Genomic DNA, 19,803 nt, shown 5'->3' on the forward strand with positions numbered 1-19,803 from the left:
CCCTAAGCCTATTCAGGCAACGCTTCTCTAGGCGTTGATACGTGCCTGTAGATCTGCCAACAGGTCGTCAATCTTGACGCGACGTTGCTCTAACGTGTCGCGGTCACGAACGGTTACGGTTCGATCGGTCAACGTCTCGGTATCGACCGTGATGCAAAATGGCGTGCCGGCTTCGTCTTGTCGGCGATAGCGACGTCCGACCGCTCCCTTTTCATCATAGAACACGTTCATGTGCCGCTTCAGCTCGCCATAGATCTCTTGAGCAATCTCAGGCATGCCATCTTTCTTGACTAGCGGAAAGACCGCCGCTTTGATCGGAGCCAAGCGAGGATGCAACTTCATCACGACTCGCGTTTGCATCTTGCCGTTTTCGTCGGGAGCCTCGTCTTCGGTATAAGCCTCGCAGAGAAACGCCAACACGGCCCTGTCCGCACCCGCAGAAGGTTCAATCACGTGGGGCACAAATTTCTCGTTGGTCGCTTCGTCACGACAGGTTAGATCACGCCCGCTGCCTCGATATTTGGGCTTGCCGTTTTCACCTAGTTCGACTTGCATCGGACGTGTCGATGGATCGAGCTTGCCTTCCATGTGGCTGCGTAAATCGAAGTCACCTCGGTGTGCAATCCCTTCGAGTTCGCCGTATTCGCCCTCGGGCAAGAAGGGGAATGCGTACTCGATGTCCGCGGTACCAACGCTGTAATGCGCAAGTTCCTCTTGATGATGCTCACGCATGATCAACGACTCGTCGGACAGCCCCAAGTCCTTGTACCACGCCAAGCGGCGATCTCGCCAATAGCCATACCATTCGTGCGACTGGTCCGGATGACAGAAGAACTCGATTTCCATCTGTTCGAATTCACGCGAACGGAAGGTAAAGTTTCGCGGCGTAATCTCATTGCGAAAACTCTTTCCGACTTGGCCAATTCCGAAAGGAACCGACACACGGCTGCTGTCGAGCACATTCTTGAAGTTAACAAAGATTCCCTGCGCAGTTTCAGGACGAAGAAACGTCGTATCGTCTTCGCCACCCAGGGCTCCGAGCGTCGTTTTGAACATCAAATTGAATTCGCGAGGCTCGGTTAGCGTATCCAAGTTTTTCGCATCCGGAGCAAGCACCACGGATGTGGAATCAAGCTTGTCGAGCGTCAGCGAATCGTCGCCAATGGTGATTTTGTCGGCATCCTTGTTGCGAAGTTTGAAGAACTTCATTCCACGGCGTCGGACCTCTTCGGCCTCGTGCTCAGCTTCCGCCATCGTCGTGACGAACACCTTCTTGTCCTGGTACTCGACCCAGCGGCCTCGAATTTGATCGAATCGATATCGTTTCTTGGACTCGCGGCAATCCACCATGTGATCGTGGAACAGGTCGTAGTGACCGCTGCACTTCCAAACCTGGGGATGCATGATAATGGTGCAGTCGAGACCTACCATTTCGAACGGCGTCGGAGCCGATTTGGGTTTCACCAACTCATTGTGGCCGCTGATCATGTCGTGCCACCACGCGTCTTTGAGGTTTTTCTTCAGCTCGACGCCGAGCGGTCCGTAGTCCCAAAAGCCTTGGATACCACCATAAATCTCGCTGGATTGAAACAAGTAGCCACGTCGCTTGCACAACGACACGATTTTTTCCATCGACTTCATGATGCGTTTTACAGGAGAAAGAGGAACGGGATCCGATTGAAACGAATCGCCAATCGTAGGCCTTTTTCCTGGTTTCGACGAGAGTGGACAAAGCAAGCGGGACGCGGTTTGCTAAATCCGAGGCCTACCACACCGATTGAGTGGTTCCACAGCGTCAGTCGAGGCGGTGATTCCGCAGCAGGATGTTGCCGGAGGTCCCTCGCTTACGCATCGAGTTAAGATGGCGATGACTCAGCAGCTGACGGCTCACGAGAATAGACGGAAACCCTCGTTCCCGAGGCTCTGCCCAACGCGGTGAACGATGATTACGCTGCAAATTACAGCAGTTGCGTTTCGTAGCTACGCTCGCCAGAGCGTGGAGTGTTGACATCCAACGCGAATCACCACCTTCTGGCGAAGGTAGCTACCAGAAAGTCGCTTACGGCTTTGGGGCTCTGCCTGGGAACCAGGCAGACGGAGGGAACTTGAGATTTTCGGCTCTAGCGGCGGATGAATCCGCTGTCATACCCGACCGGCGAGGCTATTTGAGTGCCACCACCTTGGGTTGTTTGCATCGGTGCCGCGTTTAAATGCTGGCTCAACGAAGCGATTCGCTCGGCGGCCGAAGGTTGCATATTGTTTAGAGCCAAGCTTCGCTGATAGTTCTGCAACGCCTGCTGCAAGTCGCCTGAATTTTCGCGAAGACGTCCCAGCGCCAGCCACGCCCGAGCGTTGTTGGCATCCAATTGAACGGAATCTTCCAGGTACTTTAAGGCGGTTTGGGGTTCACCGTACTCTTCGTACAGACGAGCCAGCTCGATTCGCGGCTCCGCAAACGTTGGATTCTGGGCTGCCCAGTTCTTCAACAGGGCAAAAGCACGATCGGCACGCCCTGTGTCAACCAACAGCACTCCGAGCCCGCGGTGGCAATCCACGTGGTTGGGATCGTAGTCGAGACATTGGTTATAGAGCGACTCGGCTTGCTGGACCAATTCACTCTCCCCGCGCTGATTCCCCAACCGGTGTTTGGTAGCGGCCAAGTTGTAGTAGCCATCCGCGTTTTGCGGGTCGGTTTCGATCACCTGCTGGAACTGCTGTAGTGCCGCGGTGTATTGGCCTTGTTCGTAAAGTCGCGCTCCTTGAGCGTTTTTACCACTTGCGGCCCACTGGCAACCGGAAGAGCAAACAAGCGACATCAACGCGATGGGCCCAAGGGCGGCAAAGCGCGTGACGAAGCGAAACGAAAGTGCGACAGGATACGTTTGTCCAGTCATGAGATAAGTCATCCTGACGTGGGTTGCGAAGCGATGTTCGGCCGACATGCCCCGAAAACCCCTCCATTAGTGGTCATTTTCTGGATTTACGGTGCGAATTATTTCGAACGTTAGCAACGCAAGGATTCACAGGGCAATAGCGGAACTTTCGGTTCTAACGAATCGTCCAATATCGCCGCGAATCGGGGGAAACGTAGGTGCGGTTAAATGTACCCAAAACGGATCTAAACCCCGTACAGCAGACGATTTTCGTTGCTTGACGCTAATCCACAACTAGAATTCAGAACAGGCTCTGCGTACAGACACCCCAGTTAACCCATTTTCACCAAAGCACTCATTCCAACATTTTATGCCTTTTCGACCTCACTTTCTTCCCGAGTGAGATTGATTGGCTTACAGACTTATCGCGTGGTTCCAACGGGGCCGCATCCGTTCCTGTGCCAAAAGTTGGAAAGCTTTTTCGCAGATTCCAAAACACATTTTTGCCATTGCCATTGGCACTGAATAAGAGGCTGTTTGATGACCAACCGTAAATCGAGTGTTCGAGACGGTATCGAGAAAAAAGTTCGCAACTTGTCGGATCGACTGCGCATGAAGCGTCGTCGCAAGGAGCGTCGTATGCTCTCCGAGAAGCTTGAAACGCGTCAATTGCTTGCGGGCCCCGAGTTGATCGGCGTTCAAAGCAATGAGGGTGACTTGTTTCGGGACTTCGAAACTCAGATCACCAATACATTGCCAACCAGCGTTCCGGAGCTGAAAGTGTCTCCGCGCGAGCTGGTATTCCGGTTCAATGATGACGCGGTGATTTCGCCTGAAAGCTTGGCGGGGATTACGATCACGCGCGCTGGTAGCGACGGATTCTTTGAAGCTGCCAATGCGACCACCGACTTGGGAACCAACGGTGCGGTTTTGGTCGAATTCCGTGCCCAGACGTCGGGCATCTCCGGAAACGGCACCCAGGTTGTTTTCGCGACGAGCGATCGAGGCTCCAACGGGCTTCCAGTGGTCACCTCGGTCAATTCATCGGGTATTCAACCGGTGATCACACTGAATTTGAACAGCGCTCTAGGTCGTCCTGCTACCGTGGCCGATTTGGTCAGCGCGGTTAACAACACCGCGTCCGTGAATCAATTCATCAGTGTTCAGCAGGTCAGCGGCGCCTCGTTAGCCAAAGTGGGCTTGAGTGTCGACACCAGCCGCAGCCTGACTCTTACCGGTGCTAATGCGGCGCAAGCGCTCACCGATTTGGGAACCAACGGTGCGAGCCGCGTTCGTTTGACCGCAACGCAAACCGGTGCAGCCGGCACGGGCACGCAGGTAATTGTCAAACAACGTAACTTTGGCGGATCAGCTTTGCCGCTGGTTTTGGTCAGTGGTAATACTGTCGAGTTGCAAGTTAACTCGACTCCCGGTTTCGAGACGACGATCGATCAATTTTTGTTGGCGATCAACAGCAACGACGAAGCGTCACGCTTGGTGACGGCGTCGCTCGAATTCGGCAGCGGTGCGACGTTGATGGGCAACCGCGCGCCAACATTCTCGCCTCTGGTACTTAGCGGAGCGAGTGATTCGGTCATTCAACCTGGTTTCGTGGGTCTGGGCGATTCACCTCGCGAGGTCGTTTTCCGTTTCGCCGAAACACTGCCTGACGATACTTATCGCATCGATATCAATGCCGCCGGCGCGTTGGGCTTGCAGAACGAAAACGGCGAATTCTTTAACGATGGAATCAGCGTTAGCGGTCAATTCACCGTCAACGGTGGCCCCAAAGTCCTTGCGGTGGTTCCTCAACCGGTCACCCGGGCTGCCAATGGCACGCTGAACTCGGCTCCGAATGTGATCGAGGTTCACGTTGACGGTGGTGATGTAAATGTCGCGTCACTGGAACGTGAAGACCTTTATCGTCTGATCTACACGCGAGATACGTTGACCAGCAGCGACGATGTGGAAATGGCTCCAACGTCGGCCATCTACAATCCGTTGACCAAGGTCGTTCGACTTGAGTTCCCAAGTGCGCTGTCTCGCGTTGTCGACCCGCTTGGCAATGGCAACACATTTATAAAGGGCACTGCGCGATTGCGAATCGGTTCGAGCGAACCGATTAAGGTGACGCCAACTCAAATTCCCGTCAGCACGGATCCTGCGGACAATTTCACCAATGCGTTGAACCTGAACAACACCTGGACGATCAGCAGCAATCCGAACGCCGGCATTCAATCGGCCCGTTTGACCAGCGAGATCCGCAACACCAGCAATTACGACCTAAATCTTCCCGGTGCCGGCGCACCCGGAACTCGCAATTTGCGACCGGATGATCCATCGCGACTCGATCGCACGATTCCGCTGGACATCTTTCGCCGTGGCGCCGACGATGAATCGGGAATTTCGGTATTCCAATACAATTTCGTCAATAGCTGGTTGGGTGACGATCCGACCAAAGCGGGTATCGACGAGTCTCGCGAATACTTCAACCTGATCACCGAACAGCAGAAAGCGCGTGTACGTGAAGTCTTGTCGCTGTTTAGCGAATACCTCGGAGTTCAATTCGTTGAAACCGAGGGTGGGTTAACCGATGCATCCTCGTTCTCGATTGCTGTCGGTGAACTGTATGGTGCTGACCCTCGCGTCAATAGTGCGACTGCGATTCGCAATCCAGACGGTTCGGTTCAGACCACCGGCCCCGAAGCGGTTGTGGTAGCGACCCGTGACCGTAACGTTGACGGCGTGGACGATCTTGTAGTATTGGACTTCCAAGACTTTGATCAATCGACTGACGATCAACTGGGTGGCGAGTTCTTCCGCGGAGCGTTTCTTGCCGTTGGACAATTGCTTGGCTATGGCTATGCCGATCACCTGCCTCAACCGGTAACCCAAAGTACTGCGTCCGTATTGAATCCGGGCACCGACAACGAGCCAGCGTTTCCAAGTGTCGCCGACATTGTCAACGGACAATTCCTGTACCGCCCGGAAAGCAACGATATCGATGTGTACAAGTTCACATTGACACAGCCCGGCAAGATCAGCATCGAAACGATGGCAGAGCGATTGCCTAGTGCAAGTCTGCTGAACACGGCGCTTCGTCTGTACAAGCGTGATGGAATCACCGGCAAGTACACCGAGGTCGCCGCGAACGACGATTACTTCAGCAACGATTCGATGATCGAGTTGGACTTGACTGAAACCGGCACCTACGCGATTGCCGTTAGTTCTTCGGGCAACACAACGTACGATCCAGCAACCCCCGGCAGCGGATTCGGTGGCAAGAGTGAAGGCACGTACGAATTGTCACTCGCGTTCCGAGCCACCGCAGCGGACGCAATCAAAGACAATTCCGGCAACGCACTGGATGGCGATCTCGATGGCAACACCGGCGGCTTGTTCAATTTTTGGTTTGTGCCCAATGATCCCAACACCACGTTGTTCGTTGACAAAGCGGCGACCAATCCTGACCTGAACCGCTCGACCCCGAATCCTTATCTCAACTTGAAAGACGCGTTAGCGGCAGCGTTGCCGGGCGACACCATTCGAGTGGTCGGTAACGGCGGCGTTGATGGCGATATCAGCACGCTGGAGGATAACTTTGCCTACCAAGTCGGAAAAGATAATCGCGGCATCGCACTTCCCGATGGTGAATCGATTGTCGTTCCTAAGGGCGTCAATCTGGTAGTCGACGCGGGTGCCGTGTTCAAGATGCGTCGCAGCCGGGTTGCCGTCGGCAGCACCGCACCGCTGGTTGACCAAAGCCAATCGTCGCTGCAAATTTTGGGCACACCCACATTGATCGGTTCCAACGGACGGATCATCACGGACGCCAATGGAGTCGCGATTCCCGGCAGCGTTGTGTTTACCAGTTTCAATGACGACCTCAATCCAAATCAACCGGATAGTGCGTCCAAAGGCGATTGGGGCGGGATCGATTTCCGCGGCGACATCGACTCGGCTGACGAGTCACGCAAGTTCCTTGAAGACCAAGGCATATTCCTTAACCACATTCAGTACGCCGATCTTCGCTACGGTGGCGGTCAAGTTTCGATTGATGGACGCCAAGTCGTCGTTAGCCCGATCGACATGGCAGTCACGCGACCTACGATCATTAACAGTGAAATTAGCGTGTCTGCCGATGCTGCGATGTCAGCGACGCCGGATACGTTCGCTGAGTCACGATTCATGACGTCGACCGCAAGTGGTGCGACGTTCACCCCCGATTACTCGCGAGTCGGACCTCACATCCGTGGTAACGTTCTTTCCGAGAACACCATCAACGGCTTGTTCGTTCGCGTTGCCACACGAACGGGCGGCGAATTACAACCGCTGACCGTTGGCGCTCGATTGGACGATACCGATATCGTTCACGTGTTGACCGAGAATCTGCAAATCACTGGCTCAGCGGGTGGTTTGTTGCAAAAGGTCGATGCACCGGTCAGTTTGTTGATCCGGGCAACGACCCTGGACGCTGTAGGCGTCCCATTGGAAGGCAACATTGTCGCTGGATCGTACCGCTACCGAATGACGTTCGCTGATGCAAGCGGCGGCGAAAGTGATGCAAGCCAACCGACTGCCGCGTTTACTTTGACCGATGACGGTGCGTTTCAGTTAACGGGACTACCCACCGTGCCAGCATCGTCGACGTTCTCGTCACGCCGACTTTATCGTGCGACGGTTCAGGCCGATGGAAGTGATGGCCCCTATTTGTTGGTCGCTAGCTTGAACGCCAGCGACACAGCTTTCATCGACACCGCACTTGCCGGAACCACAGCGCTTGCCGCGACGACCGGACAACGAACGGCGCGACTCGATGCAGGTCTGAAGGTTGACCCAGGCACGATCATTAAACTTGATGGCGCTCGCATCGACGTCACGTTTGGTGGCCATTTCTACGCCGAAGGTACTACCGAACGCCCTGTTGTCATGACAAGCTTGGCGGACAATCGTTATGGTGCAGGCGGAACATTCGACACCAATAGCACCAACACGACTGCCGAACTACAGCACGGCGACTGGGCTGGTCTATACGTCGGTTTCGGCGGTGCAGCATCGATCGACCACGCTGTCATCGCCGGTGGCGGTGGCATCTCTCGTATCCCAGGTGGATTCGCTAGCTTCAATGCGATTGAAGTTCACCAAGGTGACCTGCGGCTAGCGAACAGCCGATTTGAAATGAATGACGATGGTCGCGAAGTCGTCCCCGCGGATGATCCCGACCGTGGCGGCCGCAGCGGCAACGCCAGCGGCACCGTGTTTGTACGAGCCTCGCAACCTGTGATCGTCAACAACACCTTTATCGGTGGTTACGGTCCCGTCGGCACGTTTGACGTCAATAGTTTTTCATTCAACGAACTTTCCGATGCGGGACGTAGCACTGGCAAGATCGATGCCGTTCGCTCGACTGGAAACAGTGGTCCATTGATTCAGGGAAATCGTCTGGCACAAGACGAAGACCTTCCTGACACCGTTGACCGATTTGGTCTCAACGGTATCGAAGTCCGCGGCGGTTCGGTATCGACCGAAGTGGTGTTGGACGACGTCGATATTGTTCACATCGTTCGTGACACCATTTCGATCCCGAACCAGCATATTTATGGCGGCATGCGTCTGGAAAGCGATGCACGCGGAAGCCTGGTTGTGAAATTCGATGGGCCGACCGCAGGCATCGTTGCTGGCGGTAACCTACAAACGTCCGAAGATCAATTCCAAGACATTGCCGACCGCATCGGTGGTAGCTTGCAAATCGTCGGACATCCCGACTTCCCCGTCGTATTGACCGCGTTGGTCGACGATACGATTGGCGCTGGTTTCCGACCTGATGGATTGCCTTCGGTTGACACGGATGCTAACGGCGTTCGTCAATCGATTTTGTCGTCTCAAACCACGACCACTGCCACGCCTGCGGGGCTTCCCGTTGGCCCTGAGTACGACCGTACCGACCGCGAAGTCGACAATGGCACCCGCATCGACAACGACATTGACCCGAACGTCATTGGATTCTTCGAGGGCACCGTTACCGATGGCAATGAGGTGACCAACATCTCAGTCACTGGAATCGACCAAGCCACTGTCACTCGACTGCAACAGCAAAACTACGGTTTCCTGGAAACCACCATCGTCGACATTGACTATCTGCCCTTACCAGCAGGGGCTCCATTCCGCCTTGTGGACACGACCTTCCGTTTAAGTCAAACGACGATCACACGTCCCGCTCAGCTGATCTCAAGCGATACGGTAATCAGTGAAGGTACGTTCAACATGTTGAACGCAACCGCTGCCGACCCCCGTCCGGTGAACTGGGTTGCCACGACGTTCTTCTTGGACAACCGTGCGGTGATGTACACCACGGTTGAGTTTTTCACGCCGGACAATCGTGACTTTGGTGATGCGATCATCGACAATATCCAAGTCGTCAACTATCTCGACGCGGACGTCGGCAACGGAAACACAGACACCTTGTACAGTGTCGGCGTTCCAGGTGAACAAGATTTCCGTGCGATGGTCATCAATGGGCAAAACCGAGTCGGTTTCAGCCATGGTGGTATTTACGTTAACGACGGAACGAACCAGTTCAACGCGACTTACGATGGCTGGATGGCCGACGATGCCGCTCGTCTACTAACGGCGGTGGACACAGAAAACACAGCGTTCACCGTGTTGGGTGACATCGACCAAGCGTTAACCGCTCAAGCCAACGATCCATTGTTCCCTAACGCCACCGCAGCATTTGGCATTGGCGATATTGGCACCAGTTTCGCGTGGACGCTTGATTCGAACCAGGACCGAGCCAAAGTCACTAGTTTCATCGAATGGATCCCTAGCGATCCTGCGAACCCGTTCGAAGTCCAATTGCCGCTGAATATCGAAGGCAGTGGCGATTGGGACGGCATCACGATTCGCGAAGCCGCAGACGATCGCAACGTTTCGATCACAACCGAGAACGAACCACGCAACGTGGGCGTTTCGGACACCAACCCCACGCCTGGCCAATCGCAGTTCCTCGGTGAACTCGCTCCTAACCAAAGCTCGGGCGACGAAAACCGCCGACTTGGATTTATCGTTGACGGTTCGATTAGCCAATCGAGCGACATCGACGTTTATTCGTTCATCGGTCAAGCGGGCACTCAAGTTTGGCTCGATATCGACCGCACCGATATGCGGCTCGATACGGTCATCGAATTGATTGACGCGAACGGAAACACGTTGGTATTGTCCGACAACTCGATGGCCGAATCACTGGGCACGCAAAACCGCTTGGTTGCACCCGATGGACGATTCCCTGCCAATAATGCTCGCGCACTGAATCTGATTTCAGCAAACGATCCAAACATAACCACACAAGATCACCAGGATTTGTTCTCGACAAATCCACGTGATGCGGGCATGCGGATCATTTTGCCGGGCGAAGCAGGACAACGAAACGTTTATCACGTGCGAGTGAGAAGCAGTAGCGTCGAATCTGGCTCGAATCAATCCTTGATCGTCTCGGGACAAACGGCTGCATCTGTCCCATCGAGTCTGCGTCGCGGGTTGACCTCGGGCTCTTATCAAATGCAAATTCGTTTGCAAGAAGTCGACGAGCATGCTGGAACCCAGGTTCGGTTCAGCGATGTACGATTCGCTGTGAACGGAATCCAAGTGATCGGTGGTCCAATCCACAGTCCGCTTGCGGGAGATGAATACGAACTCGATACCGTAAACGACACATTAAGTACAGCTCAACGTTTGGGGTTGTACTCGGTTGCGATCGACGACGAGAACCTAGTGGATGCGGCTGGCAATCCAATTCTCGATGCGGCTGGCAACCCGATCGCGGCTCGCAACAACGGCCCACTGTCGAGCGACCGATTGTCCAAGACCATCGGCGGCGTGATCGATAGTTTGACCGACGTGGATTGGTACCAATTCGATATCAAGTATGAAAACTTGACTCGCGACAATGCCGCCCTGTACTTGGCGACGGCATTCGACCTCGATTACGCCGACGGCTTGGCACGAACCGATACCGCGATTTACGTCTTCAACGAGGCGGGTCAATTGGTGCTGATCGGCACCGACAGCAACATTGCGGACGACCAACCGCTTGGCAGTGCGAACGCCGAAGACCTTTCACGTGGATCGTTCGGAACAGGCGACCCGTTCATCGGATCGGCTGAGTTGTCAGAAGGCATCTATTACGTTGCCGTGTCGAACCAACAACGTGTTCCTCAACCGTTGGATCAGTTCTTTGATCCTGCCTCGACCAACCCGACATTGCGTCTCGAGCCAATTGACTCGGTACAGCGAGTTGTCGAAGAACACTTCGAAATCCTGCCGATTAGTGGTACTGCGTCGACTCCTCAGTTCCCAGTTCTGTTCGACCAAGATTCGATCATCGATTACACGTTTGATGACGTCATGCTATACGTCAACACCGGTAGCGGATTGTTCTTGGTCAACCCTTACACCGGTGCAACTTACACATCGGCGTTCCAAGGCAGTGGTTTCCTCGGTGGATTCGGAGACGAAGTTCGCGACGTCGCCTTTGGCAGCAACGGTGAGCTGTTTGCCTACACCGGCTTCAGCAATCGTCAGCCCTCCGATACCTCATGGGCTTACTACAGCATCGACACAGCCACCGGAGCCTTGGGCACACCGATTTCGGTCGGAGGTGGTATCACGACCCATCACCTGAGCAGTCCACCACCAGTTGCTCCGACCGTATTGAATGTCGCCAGTAATGACGGGTTGGAAGTCGAAGCGATCACGATTCGTGAATTCCTGAATGCCGAGACAGGTTTCTTGGTAGGCAATCGCCCGTTCCCACAGAACGGTTTGGCCTATACCACGAACATCCTGTACGGATTCAACGAAAACACCGGTCTGATCAACGGCGGTAACTTCAATCTGGATGTCAACATTCCAGGTGCCGGCACAAGTCGACGCGAGATTGGTCAAATCAACACGACGGCTCCCGTCGGTGCTCGACCGCTACAACTTGGCTTCACTGCGGCAACCGAAGTGAACTCCGCAGGCATTGCGACACAGAGCTTGTTCGATGGCGACCGATTCACGCTGACAAATCAAGTCGAAACTGTCACCTTCGAATTCGACCAAGGCTTCACCCTTAGCATCAACAATTCGCCAGTACTCAATCCTGACGGCACGCTTGGTAATCCGCGGACCATTCCGTTTGGCGATACCGTCTTGGTCAAATTGCCAGGTCAAACAGCCAAGGTATTTGAGTTCGTCAGCGATCCAGCAAACGTCACTGGCACGAACATCCCCGTTGTCATCTCGACCAACCTCGGCCCCGAGGCGTTGATCGAACGATTGGCCGCGGCGATTCGTGGCGCAGGCATTTCGGTGTCAGCTGCAGGAAGCCAACTTTCGATTCCAAATGCCGAAACCGTTTCGATCCAAACGAACCCGATCGCAACTTCGACAAGTTTGGTGTTGAGCGGATCCCCGGGCGTTGAAAGCGGCAACTTCCGTATTCCATTGTTCCCGACCGACACCGCCGGGGTTGTGGCACAACGCATTGTTAATGCCGTCGACCAAGCCAACTCGGCAGGCGATTTGCCAAACGTCAATGCATTCATCGACGCTGGAGCCACCGATGCTCATTCGGTTCGTATCGTCGGCGGATTCATCGGCGATCCAGTCGGCAGTGCTGCAAGTTTGCCAACGGGCAACTTGACTGCGGGTGGCTTGCCAACGGGCGGAACCGTGACCGGTGTCGAGTTAGTCAACAACAACCTGTACGCGATCACCGACACCGGGGGACTTTTTGTTGTCCCAACCGGCCAACTCGCCTCGTCGATTGGCAACCGCACGGTTGGACAATATGTGCTCTCATCAACTGACTTAGTTGGTATCAACTTCACCGGCCTGCGTGCAGGGCCAACCAGTGTCGAAGATGGCGAATTGCGTCAGATTTTGTTCGGTGTAACAGGCGGAGGCGACATCTACGCGTTCAATACGCGAGGTGAATTGCAACCCGTCTTTGCGGGTGGCCGATCGATGATTTCGACGGGAATCGGTGGTGCACTTGGATTGGACTTCAGCATCCTGGATTACAATCTGTGGCATGTCACGGAGCGTCGTGACACCGACCCAGGCCATGGTGTCAGTAGTAATTTCAGTGACACTCGCCAAAGCACTATCGGTGGAAACAGTCTGGCGTTTAACTTTGAAGACATTCCTCTGTTCCAAAGCAAATACGCTCATTCGCAAGAAGTGCCAAATGGCACGCGAGTGGACGGCACCAGCATTGTTAACACCTACAACATGCCTGGTGGAGCGAAGGGCGAAGTTCAAAGTAACACGTTCAGTCTTGCTGGATATGCGGCAACCGATTTACCGACGCTTTACTTCAGCTATTTCCTCGACGCTGACGACGTTGCCACCATCAATGGTGCACGTGATTCGCTACGCGTTTACATCGTTGACCAGAATGGCGTCGAACATCTCGTCGCCAGCAACAGCAATTTCCGTAACAGCGGCGAAAACGACGATGAATTTGATGATCCATCCACGAACAGCCTCTTAACGGGTTCGCTGTACGACGATGACATCGATGTCGAAGTTCAACAACTCTTCGACAACACCGGAAATTGGCGTCAAGCACGCGTGCCGTTGCAACCGTTTGCGGGTCAATCCAACCTGAGCATGCGAATCGAGTTCTCGACCGCTGGTAAAACAACGACGGGCACCCCGTCGATCCGTGCGGTTGCAGGCAATTCTCTTGTCGAAAACTCGCAACTTGTCGTCAACGGCGAATCGTTTGCGATCGACTTGGCACCTGCGGTCAGCGCCCCATCGGGCCGCCAACTCGCGGCATTGTATGGCCCTGATCCAAACGCCGTCGCAGTGGTGACCGTCGATGGACAACAGTACGTTCTGGACGATGGCATTCGCCCAGTGGCTGCGAATCAAATTCGCATCGACTTGTTGTCTGCTCAACCAGTCGGAACGACGCTCGAAGACCTAAGTGCCAGCAAGATTGCGACGCTGATCGCGGACACGGTCGATCTCAAACGATTGGTCCCATCGGGTGCTGTACTCGCGACTCGCTACTTGGACCCTGATTACCGAGAAGTGATCGAGTACGCTGGCCAAACCTTCATCTTGAACGACGGAACCCGTCCTGTCGCAACCAACGAAGTCAGCGTCGATCTGATCAATCCGTTGTCCACCACGACGCTGAACCAGTTGTCTCAGTTAGAGATTGCCGCAGCGTTGTCGTTGGCCGCCGGGCTGCCAATTCCGCAATACAATGTTGTGGAAAACTTCAACTTCTCGGATCCAAGCGATACTCCTGGCGTCACAGGCGAACGCAACGACTTGTTGTACCAAGCAACGCAACTGCCTTACTCGGGCGGCAATTCCACGATCAAGGGAATCGGCCGGATTGGCTCGGTAGATGCCTTGGGGACCCCGTCAAATCTGAACGACGTGGACCTTGTCCGTGCCAATGTCGCTGCCGGAACCACAATATTCGTTGACGTCGACCTCGTCACGAATCCTGCCTTGAATGCCGCAATTCGCTTCTTCGATGCGAAGGGCAACGAATTACCTGGGTTTGTCAATCTCGAACGTGATACGGTCCAAGTGACCGCCACTGAAACTGGCCCCATTTTCATTGGGATCAGCGGAATTGGTAACTCAACCTACGATCCTCGCATCGCAGGAACGGCCCAGACCGGCCAGATCGATTCGTACACCGTATCGGTCATCTTCCTTTCACCGATCACCGCACGAACCGATGGAAATCTGATCGAAGTCGATGGCACAGCCACGATCACATCGTCATCGCCAACCTTGTTGCCAATCAGCGGACAGCAAGCGTTAACCGGACGGCCGATTCAGGTCAGCCGATTTGACACGGCTCCGCAAGTTGCCGAAGCGATCTCGCAAGCTCTTGCCAGTCGATTCAGCGACGGCGACACTTCGTTCGTCCCCACATCGGGTGCCATGGTACGCACTGGCGGTCTGACGATTGACAACTTTGGACCGTTTATTAACGAACAACTTCGTTACGGCGATCAATATGCGGCAGGCTTCCTCGCGGGAACCGCCGACAACAATCACGAGGGTGTCTTCATTGACGACATCATCATCGGGTTCGCTGAACGCGGTGAACTCGTAACCGATTCGCGTGTGGTGACAGCGACCGAAACCTTTGTTGAGGACGGAACGCGATTCTTCACCTCGACGCCTCGTCCGACCCAACCGACGGTCACGGGTGCTTACCAGCTAGAGATTCGTGATGCAAGCGAATACGTCGACAGCGAAGCCGCGGCTCAGTTCCGCACCTTTGACACCAACGATCGCTTGACCGATGGCTATGCATTACGAGCATTTTCCGGAAACGAATTGATCGACGGTGCTACGTTCACCGTGGGTGCTGCGGGAGCCGAGTTGAGGTTCGAGTTCGATTTAACAGACGCATCGGGCGTTAGCAACGGACTCAACTCTCCCAACTCGCAAATCCCAATCGTGGTCAGCGAATCGGCAACGGCCAACGAAGTCTCTACGGCGATCATCAACGCTCTGAGTGCTTCTGCGGTTCGTCAGATCCTGAACATTACCGCTACCGGAGCAAATGGCAGCTCCAGCGATAGTCGTATCAACGTATACGGTGATGCAACGATCACGGATGACGGCACTGCCTTTGCTTCGATCGATGTCTTTGGACTACGCGGTGACAGCAACCGTGATCGAAATGACCAAGGCGTCATCATCATTGAAAACAGCCGCTTCCTGTTTAATGCCGACGCCGGTATCGAACTCAATCGCGGTGCTGAGTCACGCGTTCAAGGGGTCAACCAAGCCGACCAACTTCCTGCGGCGATCGTTTACCCACGCAACCTGGTCGAATTGAATACCAACGACTTGCTGCCTGGGGTTGTCGTCCAAAGCAATGTCCTGGCGTTCAACGCGAATGCCGGAGTCCGTATCACAGGCCTTGGCCCTAATGGTGGAACTCAAAGCAATCCGATCGCATTCGATCGAATTTTGAACAACACGATCGTGGGCGGAAATGTGAGCCGACCCGACGAAGCGTTCCCGGACATCTTCAATGACATGCTGTTCGACAAAGGCGAAATCTCCTTTGCCGACACCGTGGTCAGCTACACCGCCGGCGCCAACGTTTCCGCTGGCTTTAACAACCCGCAGAGAGCACTCGGAGCTCCCGACGTTGTCGGCCGTGGACTCGAACCGGTCGATGGCGAATTCACCACGTCGCTCGGTCGTCGCGGTGTGCTAACCGTTGGTTTCACTGATAACTTCTTGACCGGCAGCGGCGATGCTCGCCCCGACCTGGTGATCTTTGAAACGGGTGCAATCGAAGGCGTTTCGGTCGCGGTCAGCCGCGATGGAATCAACTTTATCAATGTCGGCGTTGTCGCAGGCATTGATGCTACGATCGACCTCGATGCGTTTGGTTTCAATGCACAAGACCGTTTCGGATTCGTGCGTTTGACCGATCTCGGCCAAGGCACTTCGACAACAGGTGCTGTCGGAGCTGACATTGACGCGGTGGGTGCATTGTCAACCGTCGCAGCCGACATCTATGTTCCCGGCAGCCAAGGGATTGTGGTCCAACAAGGTGCCGCACCGACGCTGCTGAATAATGTGATCGCAAACGCTCAAACCGCAATCGCGATCGACGATGCCAGTTTGCAAACGGTAATCGGCGGAACCACCTATTATCGAAACGCGACGGACGCTCGCAGCAGCCAAACGGACGCTCGGGGTGCCTTTGCACAACAGGTGATTGCTTCCCAGGAAGTCTTTATCGATCCGGTTCAATTGGTGTTCACGCCGCGAGCCGGCACACCGATCATCGATAGCTCGATCGACTCGTTAGAAGATCGTCCTTCGCTGAAAACCGTACGCGGAGCGATTGGATTGCCACCAAGTCCAATCATCGCTCCTACATTCGACGTCAACGGCCAACTCAGGGTCGATGATCCCGATGTGGAAACCCCATCGGGTATCGGCGAACGTGTCTTTAAGGACCGTGGTGCCGAAGACCGCGCCGACGAAGTGGGACCACGGGCTGTCTTGGTCTCGCCACGAGCTCCGGACATTGGACTCAGCGGTGGCCAAGTGGTTACCGCACGAGGCGACATTTTCAATACGTTCGATATTCAATTGATCGATGGCATTGCCGGTGCAGACCCAGTTCCGGGAGTGGGCATCGACGACGACAGCGTGACGGGCGATGCACTTCTGGTCACCCGTGATGGAAAAACGCTTGTCGAAGGCATCGATTACCGATTTGGCTATGATCCATCGAACAACGTCATTCGCTTGACTCCTTTGGCGGGAATCTGGCAAGAGAATTCGGTTTATGTCATTCGCTTGCTCGACTCGACCGATGCCGTGTTGCGTGTGCGTACCGGATCAAGTTACTCCGACCGCGCCCTAACCACCGTGATTGGATTGGACGGTTCGTTCACCACACTCGAAGCCGACACTGGCATCAACATCGTGGTGACTCCGAACTTGTTCGGCAATAACATCGACGGGCAATCAATCCGAATCTTTGATGGTCAGAACGAAGTCACCTTCGAATTTGACACCGATGGCAATGTGAACGGCGGCGTGGGATTGAATGCTTCGGTCCCCGTGACTGTCGCTACAACCCTGAGTGTCCCGCAATTGACGGCGGCATTGGCGGATGCGATTAACGCTTCGATTCTAAACCTCGATGCAACGGCACTGGACAATCAGATCCAGCTGTTGGGCGGTTCAACGCTCGCTTCGGCGACTCCGCTGAGCGACGTGTTCACCGTCACGGTTACGAACACAACGTTCACAATGACATCAGCGTTGTTCGGTGCCGCCGATGGCGAGACCGTAACGGTGTTTGACGGAACGACTTCGTTAACGTTCGAATTTGATTCCAATGCGACTCAAAATGATCCGAACAGTGTCCTTGTGCCTGTGGTCATCACCGATTCCACACAACAATTGGCAGAAGCCCTCAACGCTCAAATTCAAGCATCAGGACTGAACGTCACATCGTCTGTGTTGAACAATCGTGTGGTGATCTTGGCCGACTCACCTCTGGCCAATGGAGCGACTCTATCCGACAGCATTCGGGTAACCAACACCATCACCGGACCTGCGATCGGCACGGCGGCTGGATTCGGCATTCGTGTTCCTAACAACTTGGCAAATGTCAGCGATAACATCGCAGATGGCCAAACATTTGTGATCCAACGCGGTGCGACTCTGATTCGAACCTTCGAATTAGATTCCGGTAATGGCGTGATCACCCCGGGTGCGATCCCTGTGCTCATCGGTGCGAACCCAACGCTTAGCGGTATTGCGGACGCACTCGTGCGTGCGATCGCCGGTGCGGGACTGGGACTGAATCCGGCGAATATTGGTGATGGCCGCGTTACTCTTGGTGGCGATGCAAACTATGCGGTCGATCTGAGCAATACGGCTCTTCAATTGCTTTCATCGGCAGGCCAAAAAGCAACGATCCCGGTTGTGATCCCGATCGATGCCACGATCCAACAAGTAGCGGAGCTGTACCAAGCCGCGATCCAAAGCATTGGGCTTCCCAATGTGACGATCGCCATCGTTGGTGATCGATTGATCATCGACGGAGTCGGCACTGTGACAGGTAGCGGAGCGGTCGCGCAACCGATCATTCGCGATGACGTCGGCAATCTGCTGCAAAGCAACACTACGTCCGGCACAACCGAATTGGTTGTCTTTGTCGGTGGTGGAGCCGATTATGGCGACGCTCCTGCACCTTACAAATCGCTCGAAATCGATGGGGGGCCACGACACAATGTCATTCCGAACTTGTATCTCGGTCGCGGTGTAACGCCGGATGCCGATGCCCAAATTCCTAACGGAGATCTCAACGACGATGGCGTTCGCGTCAACGGAGCCGTGCGTCCTGGGTTCTCGACCACCTTCTTGGTCGATATCAACCTGCCGTCGGATCCGAGCGACACGACACCCCTTCAAGCTCCGGGAGTGTTTTATCTCGACGCGTGGTTTGACTGGAATGGCGACGGCATATTCTCTGAAAGCGAAGTCCAGCGATTTGGCTCGGCCGGCAGCGGTCGTCCTCTCGTGGGCGTTGGTGCAGGAAACACAATTACGGTCAATGTTCCTAACAACGCCAAGCTAGGCGAGATCTACGCTCGATTCCGGCTCAGCGAGAATAACAATCTTGGCTCTCTCGGTGTCGCCACCAGTGGCGAAGTCGAAGACATCAAACTGTTCGTCTCGAACAACCCGTTCCGTAACCCGATCAATCGTAACGACGTCAATAACAACGGTGCGGTCACTCCACTTGATGCACTGCAAATTATCAATGCTCTCAATCGAGCAGGAGCTTCGACCATCCGCTTGGATCAAGCAACGCCGACGGACTTGCCGCCGTTCCCTGACACCAACAGCGACGGCGTCGTCACAGTTTCCGATGCACTGAACGTGATCAACGAGCTGAACCTGAACCGCAATACCTTTAGCGGTTCTGGCGAGCAAGTGAGCACGCAATACGTGCCAGCGGCAAACGGGGTTTATGCCTCCGGAGCGACAGCGGTCGGAGACCTTCTGGTTGCCGAAGCGAATGAAGCCTCCCTGGTCAGCCGTGACCCGGTTTCAACGATCGCAGCCGAAGGAGAATCGTCCACAGCAAGCGTATTTGATCACGCTGCCGTAGCGAGCCTCGATTCGATCGTCGATTCGTTGGCAGAAGACACTTCGTCGGCTAACGAAAACGAAGACGAAACGTCGGTTCTTGATCGGATCTTCGCCAATCTCTAAGGAGCTCGAAGCGGTTAGGGGCGGCGCGAGCCGCCCCGGCTAATCCGAACATTTTTACACGCGGCTGCGGGACGGATTGAATCGCCAGCGGTACCAAAGCAGACGGCATTCACGAGCAAAACGAGACTTTGGATCC

Annotated in this window: 3 protein-coding genes; 1 reads left to right on the plus strand and 2 read right to left on the minus strand. The window is 54.7% G+C overall.

From position 1 onward, the window contains the following. Window positions 1-27: 27 nt before the first annotated feature. Together SH528x_RS34045 and SH528x_RS34050 are read right to left on the minus strand one after the other, a co-directional pair. Window positions 28-1,632: a glycine--tRNA ligase gene (locus SH528x_RS34045; protein ID WP_442512230.1), complete on the minus strand. Its 1,605-nt coding sequence runs from the start codon at window positions 1,630-1,632 to the stop codon at window positions 28-30. 488 nt (window positions 1,633-2,120) lie between these two features. Next, entirely contained in the window at window positions 2,121-2,894 is a 774-nt protein-coding gene (locus SH528x_RS34050; RefSeq protein ID WP_442507869.1) for a tetratricopeptide repeat protein, read from the minus strand. Between the two features lie 519 nt (window positions 2,895-3,413). Between SH528x_RS34050 and SH528x_RS34055 the strand changes: the two genes are divergently transcribed. Beyond that, entirely contained in the window at window positions 3,414-19,667 is a 16,254-nt protein-coding gene (locus tag SH528x_RS34055; RefSeq protein ID WP_442507870.1) for a GEVED domain-containing protein, read from the plus strand. Window positions 19,668-19,803: the final 136 nt, after the last annotated feature.

It is taken from the genome of Novipirellula methanifontis (assembly GCF_052161655.1).
Taxonomy (GTDB): Bacteria; Planctomycetota; Planctomycetia; order Pirellulales; family Pirellulaceae; genus Novipirellula.